The following is an 18,939-nucleotide window of genomic DNA, read 5'->3' as shown; positions in this document are numbered from 1 at the left end:
TTTACCGTGTTGGTCGTCGGCGGCAGTCAGGGCGCCAAGAGTTTAAACCGGGCTACCGCCGCCTTATTGCATGCCTTCACCGAAGAAGAAATCCAGATCATTTGGTCTGTAGGAGCTAAAAGTCTCATGGAAGCGCAGGAGTTGGCGGCAGATGCGCCTGTCAAGCCTCATATCTATGGGTACATCGAGGATATGGCAGCCGCATGCGCCGCCGCAGATATCGTAATTTCCCGATCCGGCGCGTCCACTACAGCGGAGTTGGCAGCCATGGGCAAAGCTTCCATACTCGTGCCTTACCCCCACGCTGCCGACAATCATCAAGAGGACAACGCCCGTGCTTTTGAAAAAGCCGGTGCAGCGCGGGTACTGCTTGACGATGAATGTACCGGCGACGCGCTTACAAGCTTATTGCGAGGCTTTATGGCTGATCGAGAAAGCCAAGATGAAATGGGCGAAGCCGCCAAAGCATTGGCGAAACCTTTTGCAGCTGAAGAGATCGCCGAACAAATCATGTGTTTAGTCTATGGTGAAAATACAAGCTGACTTAGGAAAAGCGATCGAGAATTAAGACTTCATCCATCGGCAGCTGACCGCCCCGCGGACGGGCCGGCTTAATGCCCTTACCGATGGCAAGCATCATGACAACGACATGGTCTTTGGGTAAATTGATGAGCCGCGCGACGGCCTCGAAATCAAAACCCACCATGGGACTGGAATCGTAGCCCATGCTTTTTGCAGTGAGCATGAGCGTCTGCGCCGCCATACCGCAGGAGCGCATCACTTCATCCCGCTGAACCTGTTCTTTGCCCCGATAATAAGCATCGATGGAAGCAACAGTTGCCTTTTGTAATTCCGGAGTCATGCTGCGCCAATAACGCTCAGACTCTTTCTCCCAAGCCTTCCTATCGCCGCATAAGATAAAGAGCAGCGAGGCATCGGTAATTTGCGATTGATCCCAACCTACGGCTCGAAGCTGGCTGCGCAATTCAGGATCACGAACCAACACAAAACGCCAATGTTGGATGTTGAATGCCGTGGGTGTCAACATCGCCTGGGACACCAATAATTTGATCTCTTCTTCCGACATGACAAAATCAGGATCATAATGTTTAACGGCGCGGCGCTTTTGAACAGCATCATAGAGTTGCATTCCAAACCCTTTCTACTTCCATACAGGTCTTTCAGTATAAAGATATCAGGAGCGTCTCATGTACAGGGATTTCCCTACAATGAACCGGGTATTCGTGAATCTCCCCAATATGCCCTCTCCAGAATTCCCTCACCACCCCTTAAACACACCTGCCTCCACGAATATTTCTCTTACATTTACAGGGGCATGACATAAGAAATCAGATTGTGACTCAAACACGCGGAAAGAGATAATCGCAACCTTCATAAGAACCGGTATCAGCGGCGCTTGCTAATATGCGCCTCAAGCTTTTCCAATTTTTCCGCAGCGTGCTTGTGGTGGGGATCTAATTTCAAAATTTGTTCCATGATCCGCAGCGCTTGCGAATAATTGCGGCTTTTGATATGGCGTACTCCTATATTGTAGCGCGCCGTACAAAGCTTTTTTATAAAGCGTTCATTGGAACGATCTTGCTCGTAGAGGCTTCGATAATAGCGTTGGGCGTCGATATATTCTTGTCTTGAAAAATAAAAGTCTCCCCAACATTCATCTTCAAGCATACCCGGTCTGCCGTGCTTTTCTTTAAAGGCATCAAAGGCTTGTTGCAAGCGCTGCATATACGTCTTGGCGTCATAGAGCGAAGCAACAGCGCTGCGTTCCACCAAAATCATGATGTTGTTGCCATCTTGTTCCTCGGGAATGAGAAAAAAACGCTCTTCCTCTTTCCACGTCGTGTGAACAGGACGCCCGGTTAAAAGTTCGCCATCTTGAAACTTAATAATTATGGGGCGTGATTCGGGCAAAGGCCAGGTTTGAAAATCATCATCACTGAAATGGCCGTCAAAACTTTTCACGTAAAAGACTGCCTTCACATCTTCGAAAGCGATACGGGAAGTGCGGTTTTGACTTTCCCCCTGGACATTTTGCAGATCTAGATGGAATTCTGCAACCCGACGATTCAACCCGAAACTTATACCATAATGTACAGTGCCGCTTTTCATGCGCACCACAAGCCGTTGTCGGCCTCGTCTCACATGTAGGGGAGTCCCCTGATCTTGGCTGGCAGAGCGGTTGGAATCAACAAAATCATATCCGGACATATGCGTATACTCCTACACAACTTCCTTCAATCCCTAGAGTCCGGCACGTCAGCTTTAGTGTATCGAATCGCCGATCATTTGTCAAATTTAAGCAAGCAAAATAAAATTTTGTGGACTCAAACTTAGAATACGATCTTTTTCTAAAAACCAGTCGGATAGCGCCCTATTGATCTCCTCAATAATAGTCCCAGGAAAATCGTTCATTACAAAACTCCGGACGAAGTTTTTTTTCGGGAAAGCACTTGCATTTCGAGATTGACCCTAATGCCGCTGCCCCACTCTATGAAAATTCATTCCTAAACCGAAAATCGTTTATACTAACCCTATGCAAAACATCTTCACCCTTACAAAAAACACGCTGCCGCGCGGAGCATATCTTCTTGTCATACTGCTATTCACCGTCACGGGAACGGCGGAGACCTATACAGGCGACGTTTGGCGTGACGCGACCCTTTATCGAGACGATTGGGGCACGCCTCACATCTTCGCCCAAAATCCATTTTCGCTGGGATTTTCTTTTGGCTATGCCCAAGCGGAAGATCATGCAGAAGTCATGCTCTTGGCATACCGCATGGTAAACGGACGGCTGTCGGAAGTTTTCGGCGAAAGTTATGTTGAATCTGATATCTTCTCCTTGAAGATGGGACATATTCGCGTAGCTGAAGAAAGTTATCCCCATCTTGACGCCTTTACCCAAGCCATTTGCGAAGGCTTTTCCACCGGGGTCAACGCCTGGTTGGTGGAACATCACAACACGCTGCCCGCTTGGGCCGATGGTATGAAACCCACCGATATTCTCGGTTTATGGCATGCTTTTTTGATGTCCATGGCGCCCATGGATTTGCCCGATCTCTACCGACGGTCACCGGCTATGGAAAGCGCCAATGCTTGGGCGGTCTCCGCCGAACGCAGCGCCGAAGGTAAAGCGGCACTCGTCATCAACCCTCATCAACGACATGATGGTTTCTTCCAATGGTATGAGGCGCATCTGGTTTTGGGCGAAATCAATATTTATGGAGCGACCATCAAAGGCCTGCCGGTTATTGTCCAAGGCTGCAACGACAGACTGGGCTGGGCACTGAGCCCCAATCAAGCAGATTTCGCCGATATATTCCGCGAAGAATTTGAGCCGCAGCAAGCCGCCCGAAATCCGAAATCCATACAATCGCCTCAAGAAGCCACCAACATGGAGCATGCCATGCTGCTCCATTATATGTCTCAATCGCAGCCCTATCGCGTGCGCGTTGGAGGGGGCTTGGAAACACGCTATGTTCCCGCCTTTATCGGGGCACGGGGACCCATGTTCGAACATTCCCAGTTGGGATTGCACTCGTGGTATATTGGCGGGTATCGTGATTTTGGCGGATTAAGGCAACTCTTCGAAATGGGGGCCGCCCGAAATCTTGATCAATTTTGCGATGCCCTGTCGATGCACCAAATTCCCTGTTTCCACATTCTCTATGCAGATCAAAGCGGCAATATCTTTTATCTCTTTAACACGAAATCGGGAACCCGTGTTACCCGTTCCGTTACCCATGAACAAAGCGAGGATGGTTCCGTCGACTACCGGTGGGATCAACCGCAATCCTACAAATTGGCGGCCATGTCATGGAAAAATGTCATTCCTATTAACGCGCTTCCCTATCTCTTAAATCCTCCTTCCGGCTTTATTCAAGCCTGTGCAAATCCACCATGGACAGCAACCGCTCCGCCTGTATTAAATCCTCAAGCCTGGCCGCCTTGGCTGGCGCAGGAGTCGGACAGTTACCGCGCCAAACGGGTCCGCCAATTGCTGCAACAGGGACAACGTTCCTACAGAGATCATCAGTCCATGCTATTTGATTGCGCCACGCCGACAGCCTTTGCACTGTTGCCCGCGCTATTTGAGGTCGTGACGCTGCGCAGTGATTTAACACAGGCCATGCTCCCGGATTTTTGGACAGGTCTTGAGCTGCTTAAAAACTGGAATTACATTTGCGAAACATCGTCCACAGGCATGAGCCTCTTTCATCAATGGTGGTATCATTGCACGTCACGGGCGGCTAAGGTCTTCCCCTCTACAGCGTGGTTCATTGAAGAAACACTTAACGGGAGCGCAGCCGCCCAAGAGATATTATTGTTTTCCCTGGAAGACGCCGTCAGAGCCATGCGTAATCAATACGGCACCCTCGAACAAGCATGGGGCGATATTCACCGCATACGGCGCGGTCAACGCGAAGAACCCATAGCCGGCGCCATTGCCGGTGACGCTATTTTCACTGCATCTGATCATGAAAATCTGCGTGGGAAATGGATCGCCAATTATGGGTACGGATTTGCCATGGTCGTCCAATTCGGTGACGTTCCCGAGGCGGTGAGCTTGCTGCCTTTCGGAAGCTCCGATGTCCCCATGTCACTGCATTATGACGACCAACTGGATTTAATGCTTTCCCGTCGCTTTAAACATGCCCATATTCTGCAAGAAGACAGTATACGGAACGCCGCTTTTGGTACCGGAAAGAATATACTTTTATTACCTCGCGGCGTAACAGGAGCACTCACCTTGTCCGGCGCCGCGGTGATGCATGGCCGCGTACAAACTGATATCACTACCCCCCATCCTGTTCCCATTGAATACGCGCCCTTTTCCTTCTATATGGAGATTGACCGCAAGCCCCTGGATGTTCCTGTCAATCTGCTCGGTTCCATCCATATCGCGCCCGACCTGTGTGACAGCAGCAACTTTGAAAAACTCAAGGTCTATAGCTACGAATCCGGTCTGGATTGGCAGCCCGTCCCCAACCAACGCCTGGATAGGACACAACAAAATATCTATTTCCAAGAGAATGCCATTGCAGAATGGTATGTGGTGCTTGGACCGGCCGAGGCTGCCCAAGGTGCAGAAGCATCACTGCCTACGCCACAATCCCAGAACTATCCCGCTGAAAGCCTCGGATTGGATGGGCTGTTGAATATGCACAACAATGTGCACGTAGGTACTGAGCGGAAAGCTATATTTGAGTTTAAACGACATGATCCCGAAACAGAAAATCAAGAAACACCCACTGAAAGGCTGACACCGAGAACGCCTTCTAAAGGAATTTTTAAATTCGAAACGAAGACAGATTCTTCCGACGAGCCGGCTAAATCAACCACGAATGCATTAAGCGGAATACCGGGATTTCATTTTGGGCCCCAAGCGAAATCCGAGCAACAGGGAACAAGCCCGTCAGACGAAGCGTTTGCGCCTCCCGACACTATTCACGTGACCACAGAGAAGGCCGATAAAATTCCCACTCCGACAGATACATCCCCACTTTCCGAAACCTCTCCGACTATCCGAGAATCGGAAACCCGGCCGCCTGCGCACGAAACTGAAGCTGCCCCCACTGCAGAGGCGTCGGCAGACGAAACAATTCAGACGCCCAAAAAAGAAAAGGATTCTGCGCAACAGAAGCCTAAAAAAACACAGAGCAGATCAGAACCGCTCCCACCATTACCCGATGTGATTCCGAAGGACCAGAATTTCGTCTTTGGACCCTCACAAAAAACGGAAGAAAAAGCCGAGCCTGAAGACGGTAAGGTCCGTACCTTCAAAATGGAATTACTTGACAAATAACCGTTTATCTATGCTTAATACGATCATCACACCATACTACAGACAGAACTGAAAGCCATACACCTACGCAGCGCAAAGACTTGGGGCTTTATACTATTTCGAGAACGAGTCCAAAGGGCTTATTAATTTCAGCGGTCTCCGGCAAAAACCCTGATTAACTTTTTTATCGGAATAATCTTGCTGTTTTATCTCAATACCTGTATAATAGCAGGAACATCTAGATTTAAGGAGAAGCTATGACAATGATATTTGAAATTGTGTCCGTCATCTTACAGTTGCTCCAAGTTATTGAATATATTGTGCGCCTCTTCGGGTTAATCTGGCCCGGCAATAATTCAGAAGAGCTATAACACGCAGTCTGTTAAGAAAAACATTTGGAAGCATATAGGTAATACGGTTATTTTACTCTTGGCCGGAAATAATATTTATTATAATCTGTTGCCGACGTCGAATTACTATAAAATGAAAGAACAGAACTTTACAACTCAATTATACAGTGATTCAGTCTCTTTTTATTATAAAACTCTTTTTTTACCCCATAACCTAGCGTTTTTATCCTGATCAGAACAGAAATTTGTGTGTGCAATAGGGCAGTTTGCACGAGTCGTGGGCGGGTGCTCCGGCTTGCGGAGCAGGTGGTTAGAATATTTCTATCAGGGTCTATAATAAGGAGATATCATGGTAGAGAAAAAAACAAAGGCGGCCAAAAAGTCTGCAACCAAAGAAAAAGCAGCATCCACAAAAGCTGCGGCTGTGTCGGAGAAAGACGCAGTAAAGAAGCCGGCAAAAAATAGCAGTGCCTCCAAAGCTGCCCCTAAAAAAGCAAGCAAAACTGAAGCGTCGATAACTGCGGCTCCGGCTGCTGCCAAGACAAAAACAAAAGCAAAGGCGAAGACCGCCACGAAAGCGCAAGTCAAAGCATCGGCAACAAAAGCCGAGACCAAGGCAAAGGAAAAAGCTCCGGCAAAAGCTCCGGCAAAAGCTTCGGCAAAAGCGAAGGCTGCACCAAAAGCCCCGGCAAAACCGAAAGCAAAAGCGGCTGCGAAAGCCCCGGCAAAACCGAAAACAACGACAAAGGCAAAAGTGAAAGCAAAAGAAGTTAAAGCAACCACTGCTCCGGAAACGGCTGCCAAAGAAAAAGCTGCAGTAAAATCAACGCCCGCCTCCAAATCCGAGCGTACCCGAGGCGTTGTCACACTCAAGTTTTTGGTTGATCTTGCCAAAACAATTAAAGAGGCGGTGGCACCCTATGCGCGCGATATAAAAGGCAAAGAAATCGTCGATACCACGGCAAGCGGCGACGTAACTTTCCAAATAGACCGCGTCGCAGAGAAGACACTTCAAGCCTACTTACGCAAAGCGGCCCTTCCCATTTCCTACTACTCTGAAGATGAAGGTTACTCAACCTTCACATCGAAGCCGCCCAAGAATTTGTTGATTGTTGATCCAATTGATGGAACACGGGCAGCAAAGAACGGCTTTGAAGGATGCGTTGTATCTGTGGCGAGCACACGGGTTCTTGAACGTCCAACAGTGGCCGATATTGATTTTTCTTGTGTCATGGAAATTTTGGGTGACCGCATCTTTTTGGCTGAACGGGGTAAAGGCGCGCGTTATTATACGAACGGCCGTCTCAAACGCCCGAAACTCTCTCCAAACAATGAAATTGAAAACATGGCATGGTCCATGACCATTCCTGCCCGTCCGGCTGAGTTAATCTTCCCTACGGCCGCGCGCATAATCGATCTGTCCAGTCTGAAAGGCGGTTTCTTCCCCTGTAATAGTACGTCGTACAGCCTTACACGCTTAATAACCGGTCAATTGGATGCCTGCGTCGACATCGCCAACCGCTACTATCGCGATATACCGGAGCGGGTGGAAGATTACTTTATCAATGCGGGAAGGGGAAAAATTATCGGCATTGCCCCTTATGACATGGCGGCGGCCTTGTTGATTACGCAAGAAGCAGGCTGTATTGTCACGGATGCCTATGGTAACTCTTTTGATGATCTTCTACTTTTAGACAGCTCCAAAGGCAACCACCGGTCCATCATTGCCGCCTCCAATCCGGTGTTGCATAAAAAACTGTTGAGTTTTTTCAACGCGAGGATCAAACAATATGAAGCTCTTTTGACCCAACGCAGCCCTTAAAAAAATAATTACATCATGCAACGAAAGAATAGGATATGAAAAAAGTACTTGTGCCATTGGCACCGGGATGCGAAGAACTGGAAGCCGTTACGATTATCGATATATTGCGCCGTGGCGGCGTGACAGTGGTAACCGCGGCATTGTCGACGGAGCCTGTAGTCGCCGGTCATGGCTTACAACTCTTGGCGGATATGCTGCTCACGGAAGCGATGGCTGATGATGACTTTGATATGGTCGCTGTACCTGGCGGCATGGGAGGCACAGAAGCTTTATTGGACACGCCTCCCTTCCTGTTGTTTTTACAACGCATGGCGCAGCAAGGCCGGTTCATCGGCGCTATCTGTGCGGCGCCGCTGCTTCTGGAAAAAGCGGGGCTTCTGGAAAATTTACGTTTCACCGCCTATCCCGGCGTCCTAAATTTGCAACCCAATTCCACAGCCGAATATACGGGAAAAGAGGTAGAGATCGATAAGACCATAATTACCTCACGTGGTCCGGGAACAGCCCTTGATTTTGCGCTTGTCCTCCTCGAAGCCTTGGTGGGCACACCCAAAAGAAACGAGGTGGAAAAGCAATTGGTACGTCAATAGACGCTCTTTTCTTTGTTTTTGGAAAGGCACCGTCTACGCGAAATAGTGATGGCGCAGACTTACTATCTTTATGACAATGTGGGAAAGAAAGAAAACACTTGACAAAACCATGCTGTTCAGTTGATAATATCATAAATTATATTTAGTGTTTAGGCTAGTCAACTAAACTATATACTTTGACAGCACATAAAAAATGCATGAATCAACAAGGACAGTGAATCGCGTAATCTTTAACCTGATTTCAAAATAGTAACATCGCCTTTTGATGGTACCGTCTTGGCTGCCGGTGGCTCCCAAGATGGACGGACTTCCTGACATGTCGTCAGGGTTAAGGCAAGGAGTTGGTCAAGATGAAAAGAATCATCGGTGTTCGTGGGGCACTCTGCTTATTGAGTCTTTCCTTTATTTTTCTGAGCGCCTGTGCGCCGAGAGTCGGGGTCACGATTCTGGTTTCGCAAGAGACCGTGGATTTTGGCGCCTTCAGCATGGAGGAACGCTTGCTGGTGGCAAAAAATTATTCCTCCACCCAAACAGACCCCATCATCATCTCCGCGGATCAGCCGTGGATTCTTCTGGATGAATGTACCGAAGCCGCCGCGGCATGTTATAGTACCGGTCCCAACGATCGGCTTCGTATTGCGATTCATATCAACCGTGATATCTTGGACATAGGGCTGAACCGAGGCGCTCTCTATATTCGCTCGGGGCAAAGCAGTATGGTAACTGTTCCGGTCACGGCGGAAGGAATAGCGAAAGCAGATTTCACCCAGTCTCACTCCGAAATTGTTATCGGCAAGCCGATCCAATTTCAGGAAAATTGTCTGACTACTGCCGCCGCCGGCGACGTTCTTTCATGGCAATGGGATTTTGGAGACGGCAGCATCAGCACGCAGCCTAACCCCAGCCATCTCTATGCCGCTTCCGGCATTTATTCCGTTACCCTAAGCATAGAAACCACCAAAGGAATAAAACGCACCGTCACGAAGACCAATTGTGTCAACGTTGTGAATCCTACGGCACTGGTTGATTTTGTCGCGTCCAAAACGAGTGTGGGCACCGGTGAGGCCGTTCTCTTTGAAAATCGTTCAACGCTGGATCCGGCACTCATCCTGCGCCAAGAATGGGATTTTGGCGATGGCAGTTCCTCCGGCGTGTTCAACCCGACACACCATTTTACGCAATCCGGCAGCTACACCATTTCTTTAAAACTCTACACAGCGTCACAGGTTTATGAAGCGGTCAAACCGAACTATATCACGGTTTCCGGTTCCTTGTCGGTTGACTTCAGATACGACAATGCCTTTGTTAAAAACAATACACAGTTCTTCCCCATAATTTTCGGGGCAAACGGAAACCTTAACTATCTTTGGGACTTTGGTGATGGCACTACCAGCACGGAAGAATTACCTACCCACAGTTATTCCGAAAAAGGCGCATATACCGTTGTCTTAAAAGTTACGGACAGCCGAGGCGGCGGAACACAAACTAAAAATCTCCAAATCAATTATAAGCCGCCGCAAGTACTATTCTCTGCAACACCTCGACGCCAATTAGTTGGCAAGGAAGTCGAATTTAGAGATACGTCTATTGCCGGTTTTGGTACCGTATCTGTGTGGCACTGGAACTTTGGTGATGGTACTACCAGCGACCTGCGCAATCCTAAACATGTGTATGAGAGAACCGGCATGTATACGGTTTCTCTTGAAGTGACTTCTGTGCCCGATGGACAGAAGGGTTCACTTGTCAGAAAGAATTATATCGCCATTGTGGATCAACTGGATGAAGAAGGTGAAGGAGAAGGTGAACTTCTGGAACTGGATCGATATGTCAATGCCGTTGATAATTGCTTCACCTACTCAACACCTAAACGAAGCACCTTAAGAGAAGGCGGCTTCCCCATTGCCATAGCTTATGAAGTCGAAAAAATGGTGTCCCAATGCTGGAATCCGGACGATTCCGTCTATTCCAATGACCAAGTAGATTACAGAAAATGGACCCATGGTGTAACCATTGTAGACCCCATCTATAAGCAGAGTAATACGGCTATGCTTTTTATTGATGGCGGATCCCGCAACTCAACCATCCAAGTGGATGATCTCGCCAAAATGGTTGCCTTGTTGTCTGGAACAACAGTCGTACACCTTAAAAATGTACCCAGCCAACCTATTATCTTTAAGGAAGAAGTTGTGAATCCCGGGGACGAAGATAATTACTCGAATGCCCCCATCATCCTTCGCTCAAGAACCGAAGACGCCATCATCGCCTACAGTTACGACAAGTATCTCGAATCTTATAAAAACAACGATGGTGAGCCTACAGAAAGCTGGCCCCTCTTGTTCCCCATGGTAAAATCTGCGGTCAAAGCCATGGATATGGCAGAAGAAATCCTCGCGGCCAACGGTGTGGCTGTTGACGGCTTTGTGGTTGCGGGAGCATCAAAACGAGGCTGGACTACCTGGTTAACCGGCGCGACAGATTCCCGTATCAAGGGAATCGCACCTATCGTGATCAATGTGCTGAACATGAAACCGCACCTTGAACATCATCGCGCCTCCTATGGCTATTGGAGTCCCGCTATTTACGATTATGCACAAAAGGGTATTTTTGATCAGCTCATTTCAACCAGCCCCAACGAAGCACTCTCCACCGAAGCAATTGCGTTATTGGGTTGTGTTGATCCCTATGAATATGCCTTACGAGGCCGCTATGTGGACATGCCCAAGCTTATGTTGAACGCCACAGGCGACCAGTTCTTCGTGCCTGATACAACACAATATTATTTTGATGAACTGCCCGCTTCCAAACATTTAAGTTATGTGCCTAATGTTGGACATGGCATGGGCTTTGATTCAAAAGATACCCTCAACATAGAGACACTCAACAATCCTGAGAATCCGATAGGTCGGCTTTTAGGGTGGTATATGGCAGTGACGCAAAAGAAAGCCTTGCCCCAATTTGAACAGACCTTCAAAGAAGACGGCTCCATCCGCGTTACTGTGGATCCGGCCAATCCGCCCATTGCCGTGCAGCTGTGGGAGGTTACCTCCAAAGACAAGCGCGACTTCCGCGACGGTATCCTGCAAGACAAATGGATCGGAAAAAATTTGGAAGAAAAAGCGCCCGGTGTTTATGAAGCGCGGCCCAATGATCCTGCAACCGGCAGTTATAAGGGATTTTATATTCAGGTTGAATACGAAAATTCCGCTACCCTGCCTATGCCGATCACACAGTTTTATCCCGAATTGAATACACCTAATTTTGTGTTCACCACCGGTGTACGCGTGTTGCCCGTCGATAACAAAGGCAATCCGACCTATCCCGAATTCATAGGCTATCTCGCCAACGAGCTGCGCCATGATGCAGTACCTTTCGACGCGAACGAAATGCCTGTCATCACCCTGTATGGTACTCCTCAGGAAATGGGCAGAGATTACGGAGAATTGCTGAGCTTGGAAATCGCGCATTTTATTCCGGGCTTTGTGGATGCACAAGATCTGACCCCCGAAGAACTGCAAGGTTTATGGGATGAGTATGTGCTTGCAGGTTTAGATGAACGCATTGTGGAGGAGATTGAGGGAATCGCCCAAACATCCGGCGTTGATCTTTCCCTCTTGCAAATGGCCCATGCCGCGGCAATGTACGAGCCGGACTTCTGGACTGCGTCTTCCACCATGGTCTACGGTAATTTAGCAGGCGGCAAAGATAGTGCTAAGCACGGCATTACCATAAACAGCGATCTCAACAGGACTTTTAACAATGATCTCTGTGCCGTAGTCTATATTCCCAATAAAGGCGTGCCCCATACCGTACTCACCTATGCCGGACTTGCCTTTGGCTATACAGGTATCAATCTGGGCGGCATTACCGTTGGAGAGATTCCTCTATCATCAATCGATAAAGAAGACAAATCCAGCGCCATGCCGGTCATGCGTACAGCGCTCTATGACGCTTTCAGCTTGAGAGAAGCGATCGCACTCACCGAAGAGATGCCGCCGCTCAATACGTACCTGGTCTTTGGAGATGGGCGCAACGAAATTCGTGCCGCTAAAGTGTTGACTGATGATGAGGGCGTGTTACCGCCTGTCCGCTATGACTTGGCGAAAGAGGATTTCAATCTTAGCACGCCCGGTGTTGTCTATGATTCCAGCATCGACAATTCAGTCTTAAAGAATGTATTAACCCCTACTTTAGAAAACTTCACACTTGAAGCACTGCTGGGTATTGTCAATATGCCGCCCTTCGCCAAACCCGGCCAGAATGTCCTTAACGTCGCCTATGAAAACTATCCGCTCAATATCTTCCTCTTCAAAGGAACGCAACAACAAGATGCGAACGCCATGGGTGAACCGCTCGTCTTTAATATGCAAGCCCTACTCCCCTAGGCTGCAATAATTCTGTCACTGAATGGATCGGTTATCCTTTGTGGTAACCGATCCTTTTTTATTTAAAATCCGCTTCTGTAAGTTCAGGAAAAGGAATTCTAAAAATTTGGACGAAATCTTCGCCTGCATAATTTTTTACGGAATCCCCTGCTTTATCCCGGGTTACTGCGGGACAATTATAAGCGATCCACTTACCATCCGGAGAAATTACGGGCGCATGTCTGTTTCTCCCATCACCTTGCTCCGTCAGGAAAAGAGATTTACCAAAAGCCGGGCCCTCTTTCACCCACGTCACTGCCAATCCGTTGTTGGAAACAGTTAATAAAGCATTCCCATCAACAGACCAACGAATCGGAGCTTCTGCCGTACCATGCTCCAAAACACTGGCTTGGCGCGGCTGATTTTTGGGATCAGGATCACGATCAGAGCCGAAAGCGGAAATAACAAAAAGCTGCGTTTTTCCATCTGCCCCTTTGCCATGGTAGGCAATCTGTTTTCCATCGGGAGAGCCGCGCACAATACCGCCCGCCCAATCGTGTGTTAATCGGCGTATGCGAAGCCCTTGCGGCGGCGCAGGGAAACGGGAGGCGCTGCCGGCGTCTGCCGTAGTCACATCGAGGTCTGCAGGGATATCCACAACAAAGAGAGATTCCTCGTAATTAACACCGTCATCTGCCCGCACCACGCCGATGAACGCACGCATCGCCCCTTCTCCATCGACCCAAGAGTCGCCATAAGCCTTTTCGAACTCGCCGGCTTTAGACGTACCTTTAGGAACCACAGGCACCAAGAGGGCAAAGTAATGGCTTGCCGGTGCAGGTGCTTCAGGGTGTGGCTCCAAAATCCCAATGGTCCGATCGTATTCAGGGAGCAAAAAATCATCATAGGTAAAACCGATACGCATCCCTTGACGACAATATTCATGGCGATGAGTTCCGCCACGGTGAGCTCCGGGAAGGGTGTCGCGATCAACTGCCACATCTCTTTTATCGAGCCAGGATAAGGCGTATTCTCCGTGATCCAGCATGTGCCATCTCCCCTCCCTCTCTACGATCTCTCCATCCAAACGAATGCGTGCCCCATTCCGATTCGGTTTTCCATAAAACCCACGCTCGGGGAGCTCTTCAACAAAAGGACCGTGGATAAAGCTGACTTCATTTCCCGCCAAAGCAAAAGATACGGCGCCAACCCCGGGCGCGGCGTTTACACCTATAATGCTTGTCTTGGGTTTGTACACAATAATGGAACGGCCCGTTGCGATTTCCAACAGTTCTAAGGTCTGGCTGTTTTCTATTCCGGGCCCTACCGTTTCGCGCGTGTCATAACAAAGGAAACGTCCATCTGCAGAAAAGTTATCGTTGTTGTCGAGACTGTGCGTTTGGGCGGCGAAAGTAAGCTGCTCTTCCGGATTCATATCCAAACTCCATGTTTTTTCTGCGACACAAAGGGACAGTAAAATACACGCTGCGCCTATAAAACGTTGTTTGTTCATGTTGACCTCTTTATCTTTTTACATCTGCGAAAACAATACCGGTCATTATGCCTCAATCCCATTAGGAAAATACAGATCTTGTTTTGGAGACAAGCTTGCGCGGCTGTCGACAATTCGGTCCATGCCTCACCATCCTGTACATGCCTGCCCTGCAAGGAATACAATAGAGATTGACTGTCTCCAAATTTTTCCGTATAGTATTCCTCTTTGGTCGCTTTATAAATTTATCAACGGGCGCAGGAGTTAAGCATGGGTTCCCAGTTTGTCTATTTTAAATGTCAGCATTCCAATCATTGTTGTAGAGATGTGGTCTGTCTGCCCACGCCTTGGGACGTTTTACGCATTGCCGTCACTACAGGCGCGGATCCCCGTCGATTTGTGGAATTCTTGACTCCTGAAGAAATTACGGGCGTAGAAAAAAACGATCCCACCTGGCTGCATATCAATGGAGATCGGTTTCTTATGGCGCTGTGGCGCGATCCTGAAGAAGGCTGTTACTTTTTAGGTAAAGAGACGAAGTATTGTACTATCTATGAACAGAGACCGATTCTTTGCCGCTTGTACCCGTTTAAACTACACGAGACACGGGAGGGCGAATACAGCCATTTCACCTTGCATAAGGATGTGGGCTGCCCCCGCGATAAAGGCGCTAAAGTAGCCACTGCTCCCCTCTACGAACTCTATCTCCAAGATAAAATGCACCAAGAAGATTATGTGACATTGGTGGAAACATTCAATGAAAAGGCAAGCAAAGACACCCGTCCCGAAGACTTCTTAATTTGTTTTTAGAAATCGTTGAGGAAAGCTGAACCGACGCGGATCAAGCGGCTTTTTCTACCGCCTTTACCAGATCTTTTCTGACGGGATAGGTACGATTGCTATACACGATATACCAGTAAGGATCGCGGTCGTGTACCGCATCTGCAGGCTGGGTCAATCCGCTGTGGAAGTGGATCGTATAGGTACCGGTCTTGGGCGCATTTTGCTGACGAATACCCAGGGCTGACTTCGAAGAACCCAATATGGTTAAATTCGGCGTGGTGCTGCCATTGCTATAAGCTTCTTCAAAGGCTAATACCGTTTTAACATAAGACTTCGTTTCTTGGAAGGGCGGAACCCCTTTGTGCCGCTTCACATTTTCAGGTCCCGCGTTGTACGCTGCCAATGCTAATTTTTTATCCTGAAACAGTTCCATCATTTTATAGAGGTATTGTGTGCCTCCCGCCACGTTCTGGGTCGGGTCGAAAATGTCGGTGACGCCCATCTCTGCTGCTGTGCCCGGCATCAACTGCATGAGACCGCGGGCGCCGGCTGGGGAAACGGCGTTCGGATTAAAATTACTCTCTGCCCGTATCACCGCATACACAAGCGCCTCATCCAATTGATATAAGCTCGCGTAACGGGTCACAATGGATTTTAAATTTTCGTCCGTAACAATTTTGAGTTCCGTCACAGGCGTAGGCTTATAGGAGGCAGGCAAGGGGATGCGTTCATACTTGATCGCGATCTCTACAAAATCATCGCGGTGGGTGTATTTTTCCGGTCTGTTTGTAAAGGTAATAGAACCGTCTGTTCCTTGGTATTGATGGAGTGTCTTTTTCTGTTGACTCGCTAAGCGCGTGGTTCCGCTCGTTGGTTGGGCAACGGCGGCCAAGCTACTCATCAGACACAGAAGCATAATCAGCCCCGGCATTCGGACACTTCGCCACATCAACCCATTAATCTCCTTGTTCATATTATTTAGCAAATCTTGTCAATAGTATATCACAGCCCGCTGTTATGCGCAACTGTAAGTTTATAGGAGGAACAGAACACTTTTTTTTGACGAACGCGCTTAGGCTTATGAAAGGGTGGTAATTCATTTTATAGTGTCAGAAGAAGGGAATTCTAATAGTTGTTCCGCAGTGATTCCGCGCAGCCACACCACAGCTGCGACATCAACTTTAGCATAGAGATATTCGGCTACAAAGCCGAGGGCATACCAAGTTGGAATAGAGTATAGCATAATTTGGCCATGGAGATTGTACGGTACCCCTTTATAGGTCCACACTTCTAATCCCAAAACCTTTGTGAAAAAAATACCCGACACATATTCGACGGCAAAAATAGTCACCATATAAACGGCGGCGCGCAACACCAAGGGTACGCCTCTTTTTTTCATGGGTTCTGCCATGGGCATTAAAATGAGCCCCAACAAGCCATAATCGAAGATCATCCATGGAGAGGACTGACCGTGGAGATTCCAATTTCCCGCCCAGCCTGCGCGCAGCGCCCCCCACAGTACCTCGGCTACGAGGCCGCCCAATGCAAACACAAAAAAACGAATTAATGCACGACGCCATCTCATCTGAATTTTCCTTTATATAGCCTGCGGCATAATCAAATATAGAAAACGCATCTGCTCGACAGGCATTATTCTCTATAGAACGGTCGTATACGCTGACACGTTAAATGTATTTAATGGACAGAAAAGCAATAGTCCGAAAAAGGCATATCCACTTTTCTGTCCATATAAAGCCTTGTCTTTTATGACGCTCCACCGGGCAGGGTGGTCTCTTTTCTTGCTTTAATTGTCCAATAGGCGCATGGTGCCAATAACAGGATAATGGTCTGAAGGCAAGCGGCCATTTTCAATGTAGGTATCTGTTTCACAGGTTGAAACTTCAAAATTACCTTTGAGGAGAATCCAGTCTATTCGTTTATTTTCTGCATCGCCCGGATCTTTAAAGGCGGTGAAGGTGACGGTGGGGCCTATTTGTTCTTTGGCAACGCGCCACGCATCGGTAAAGCCATTTTCCATGGCTACATCATAGGGCGCGCTCTTTTCTGCATAGGCGTTAAAGTCGCCGGTAAGAATAACGGGCTGCCCTCCAGCCTTGGCTTCGATGTGTTTCGCAATAAGGGCGACACTCTCTTTACGTGCTTCAGGGCCGCGATGATCAAGGTGGGTGTTGTAGTAATAAAAGGTACTTTGAGTCTCGGGATGGTAAAAATGTACCCATGTTGCGATGCGGGTCAGGCTTGTGTCCCATGATTTTGAAGCGGGCACATCGGGCGTTTCGGAGAGCCAAAAATTACCACTCTCCAGCGGGAAGAAGGCATCTTTTCTATAAAAAATTGCCGTCATTTCTCCTTTACCCGATACATCTCTGTCAATACCGATCCAGCGATATTCGGGCAGTTGCTCCACGATATAATCGGCTTGAAACGCCAGACATTCTTGGGTGCCCAATAAGTCGGGAGATTGCTTTTTAATGACATTGATAAAACTCTCTTTGCGATGGGGCCAAGCATTGTCTCCGTCATTGGCAGTGCCGAAACGGACATTGAAACTCATGACTTTAAGATCCATTTCTGCCTGCGCCCAGAAACAACCCATGATACAAATAATCAGCAACAAACGTTTAAACATGAACTTTCCTTTCTATAGAGTAAAAATAATCTATCTTGCCAGTATAACAAATTTATTATAGGAGGGAGAAGATTATTCCGACGGTGCCGGCTTGGCTTTACCTTCTTTTTCATAGGCACGCAATTTATAGATTAGACTGCGACGACTGATCCCCAAGAGTTCAGATGCCTTTGTTTTGTTCCCTTCCGTTTTTTCGAGGGCCTCAAAAATTGCTTTCCGTTCTATTTCCGCCATCGTGTCGATGACGAGGTCTTGCTCATCAGCAGGCAGCTCTTTTTTTCGGCGTACCATCGGCGGCAGACTCTCCGGAAGAATACGAGATCCCTCGGTCAAGATAGCGGCTCGTTCCAAGACGTTCCGCAATTCGCGGATGTTTCCGGGCCAGTCATAGGCCATCAAATGTCGCTCCGCGGCAGGCGTCAATAATTTGCGATGCGTTTTTAAGATCAAGGATGCCAATAGAGGAATATCTTCTCTGCGCAGCCGTAAGGGTGGAATCTCTATAGGAAACACAATGAGCCGATAATATAAATCTTCACGAAACCGCCCCTCTTCCACCTCAACTTTCAAATTACGATTGGTAGCAGCCAGAAAACGCACGTCAACCGTAATTTCTTGATCACTGCCGAGAGGAGAAAAACTTCCGGTTTCCAAGACACGCAACAATTTGGGCTGCAAGGTTAATGGCAATTCACCAATTTCATCAAAAAACAGGGTGCCGCCGTCTGCCTGAAGCAATCGCCCATTCCGCGCCTGTTCTGCGCCGGTGAAGGCGCCTTTAGCATGGCCGAACAACTCTGATTCCACTAAATTTTCGGTCAAGGTACTGCAATCGACCACTGTCCAAGGATCTGCCGCTCTGTTGCTCATCTGATAAATAAAGGAGGCGACAATTTCTTTGCCCACACCGCTTTCCCCAAAAAGCAGTACCGTCGTGTTGGTCTGCGCCACCTTTTGAGCTTGTAGAAAAACTTCATACATGAGAGAACTTTCAGCGACCACCCCTTCGGGCAGGCTGAGGCTTCCATTTACTTCACTATGAATCCCCATGAAATCTTCAATAACCGTGATGAGCTCATCAATGT

General features: G+C 48.2%; 13 protein-coding genes. 6 read left to right on the top strand and 7 right to left on the bottom strand.

Annotation, left to right across the window (positions count from 1 at the left end; translation table 11 throughout):
* The coding region (locus tag GX117_11040; GenBank protein ID NLO33871.1) for a UDP-N-acetylglucosamine--N-acetylmuramyl-(pentapeptide) pyrophosphoryl-undecaprenol N-acetylglucosamine transferase at positions 1 to 543 on the top strand (543 nt) is incomplete at its 5' end.
* A 1-nt stretch (position 544) separates the two neighbouring features.
* On the opposite strand, the gene GX117_11035 is transcribed toward GX117_11040, so the two are convergent.
* Positions 545 to 1,150 (bottom strand): nitroreductase family protein, encoded by a 606-nt coding sequence (locus GX117_11035; GenBank protein ID NLO33870.1) that lies wholly within the window; start codon positions 1,148 to 1,150, stop codon positions 545 to 547.
* A gap of 257 nt (positions 1,151 to 1,407) precedes the next feature.
* On the bottom strand, positions 1,408 to 2,229 hold the full coding sequence (locus GX117_11030; protein NLO33869.1) for a hypothetical protein: 822 nt from the start codon (positions 2,227 to 2,229) through the stop codon (positions 1,408 to 1,410).
* A gap of 325 nt (positions 2,230 to 2,554) precedes the next feature.
* Between GX117_11030 and GX117_11025 the strand changes: the two genes are divergently transcribed.
* The 4 genes from GX117_11025 to GX117_11010 all read left to right on the top strand — a co-directional run bounded on the left by GX117_11025 (position 2,555) and on the right by GX117_11010 (position 12,950).
* The gene (locus tag GX117_11025) at positions 2,555 to 5,827 is read left to right on the top strand and encodes a hypothetical protein (protein ID NLO33868.1); all 3,273 of its coding nucleotides are present in this window, start codon (positions 2,555 to 2,557) and stop codon (positions 5,825 to 5,827) included.
* Positions 5,828 to 6,505: 678 nt separating this feature from the next.
* Positions 6,506 to 7,978 (top strand): hypothetical protein, encoded by a 1,473-nt coding sequence (locus tag GX117_11020; GenBank protein ID NLO33867.1) that lies wholly within the window; start codon positions 6,506 to 6,508, stop codon positions 7,976 to 7,978.
* 35 nt (positions 7,979 to 8,013) lie between these two features.
* A complete protein-coding gene (locus tag GX117_11015; protein NLO33866.1) occupies positions 8,014 to 8,568 on the top strand; it encodes a DJ-1/PfpI family protein in 555 nt (184 codons plus the stop codon).
* 350 nt (positions 8,569 to 8,918) lie between these two features.
* Complete coding sequence (locus tag GX117_11010; GenBank protein ID NLO33865.1) at positions 8,919 to 12,950, top strand: PKD domain-containing protein; 4,032 nt, start codon at positions 8,919 to 8,921, stop codon at positions 12,948 to 12,950.
* Between the two features lie 58 nt (positions 12,951 to 13,008).
* Here GX117_11010 and GX117_11005 read toward each other — a convergent pair whose 3' ends face one another.
* On the bottom strand, positions 13,009 to 14,442 hold the full coding sequence (locus GX117_11005; protein ID NLO33864.1) for a DUF3748 domain-containing protein: 1,434 nt from the start codon (positions 14,440 to 14,442) through the stop codon (positions 13,009 to 13,011).
* Positions 14,443 to 14,691: 249 nt separating this feature from the next.
* On the opposite strand from GX117_11005, the gene GX117_11000 reads away from it, so the two are divergent.
* Complete coding sequence (locus GX117_11000) at positions 14,692 to 15,231, top strand: YkgJ family cysteine cluster protein (protein NLO33863.1); 540 nt, start codon at positions 14,692 to 14,694, stop codon at positions 15,229 to 15,231.
* Positions 15,232 to 15,262: 31 nt separating this feature from the next.
* Here GX117_11000 and GX117_10995 read toward each other — a convergent pair whose 3' ends face one another.
* The 4 genes from GX117_10995 to GX117_10980 all read right to left on the bottom strand — a co-directional run.
* Positions 15,263 to 16,105 carry a lytic transglycosylase domain-containing protein gene (locus GX117_10995; protein ID NLO33862.1) on the bottom strand — a complete coding sequence of 281 codons (843 nt, stop codon included), beginning with the start codon at positions 16,103 to 16,105 and terminating at the stop codon, positions 15,263 to 15,265.
* 195 nt (positions 16,106 to 16,300) lie between these two features.
* Positions 16,301 to 16,789, bottom strand: coding sequence for a hypothetical protein (locus GX117_10990; GenBank protein NLO33861.1), 489 nt, complete (start codon positions 16,787 to 16,789; stop codon positions 16,301 to 16,303).
* A 219-nt stretch (positions 16,790 to 17,008) separates the two neighbouring features.
* Complete coding sequence (locus GX117_10985; protein ID NLO33860.1) at positions 17,009 to 17,854, bottom strand: endonuclease/exonuclease/phosphatase family protein; 846 nt, start codon at positions 17,852 to 17,854, stop codon at positions 17,009 to 17,011.
* A 72-nt stretch (positions 17,855 to 17,926) separates the two neighbouring features.
* The coding region (locus tag GX117_10980; protein ID NLO33859.1) for a sigma-54-dependent Fis family transcriptional regulator at positions 17,927 to 18,939 on the bottom strand (1,013 nt) is incomplete at its 5' end.

It is taken from the genome of Candidatus Hydrogenedentota bacterium, from assembly GCA_012523015.1.
Classification (GTDB): domain Bacteria; phylum Hydrogenedentota; class Hydrogenedentia; order Hydrogenedentales; family CAITNO01; genus JAAYBJ01.
The sequence above is the reverse complement of the archived record's forward strand: the minus strand, read 5'-3'. Positions and strand labels throughout refer to the sequence as shown.

What these genes read in the sequence shown, in the direction of transcription:
- GX117_11035 (NLO33870.1), bottom strand. Translation starts at nt 1,150, where the DNA reads ATGCAACTCTATGATGCTGTTCAAAAGCGCCGCGCCGTTAAACATTAT.
- GX117_11030 (NLO33869.1), bottom strand. Translation starts at nt 2,229, where the DNA reads ATGTCCGGATATGATTTTGTTGATTCCAACCGCTCTGCCAGCCAAGAT.
- GX117_11025 (NLO33868.1), top strand. Translation starts at nt 2,555, where the DNA reads ATGCAAAACATCTTCACCCTTACAAAAAACACGCTGCCGCGCGGAGCA.
- GX117_11020 (NLO33867.1), top strand. Translation starts at nt 6,506, where the DNA reads ATGGTAGAGAAAAAAACAAAGGCGGCCAAAAAGTCTGCAACCAAAGAA.
- GX117_11015 (NLO33866.1), top strand. Translation starts at nt 8,014, where the DNA reads ATGAAAAAAGTACTTGTGCCATTGGCACCGGGATGCGAAGAACTGGAA.
- GX117_11010 (NLO33865.1), top strand. Translation starts at nt 8,919, where the DNA reads ATGAAAAGAATCATCGGTGTTCGTGGGGCACTCTGCTTATTGAGTCTT.
- GX117_11005 (NLO33864.1), bottom strand. Translation starts at nt 14,442, where the DNA reads ATGAACAAACAACGTTTTATAGGCGCAGCGTGTATTTTACTGTCCCTT.
- GX117_11000 (NLO33863.1), top strand. Translation starts at nt 14,692, where the DNA reads ATGGGTTCCCAGTTTGTCTATTTTAAATGTCAGCATTCCAATCATTGT.
- GX117_10995 (NLO33862.1), bottom strand. Translation starts at nt 16,105, where the DNA reads ATGAGTAGCTTGGCCGCCGTTGCCCAACCAACGAGCGGAACCACGCGC.
- GX117_10990 (NLO33861.1), bottom strand. Translation starts at nt 16,789, where the DNA reads ATGAGATGGCGTCGTGCATTAATTCGTTTTTTTGTGTTTGCATTGGGC.
- GX117_10985 (NLO33860.1), bottom strand. Translation starts at nt 17,854, where the DNA reads ATGTTTAAACGTTTGTTGCTGATTATTTGTATCATGGGTTGTTTCTGG.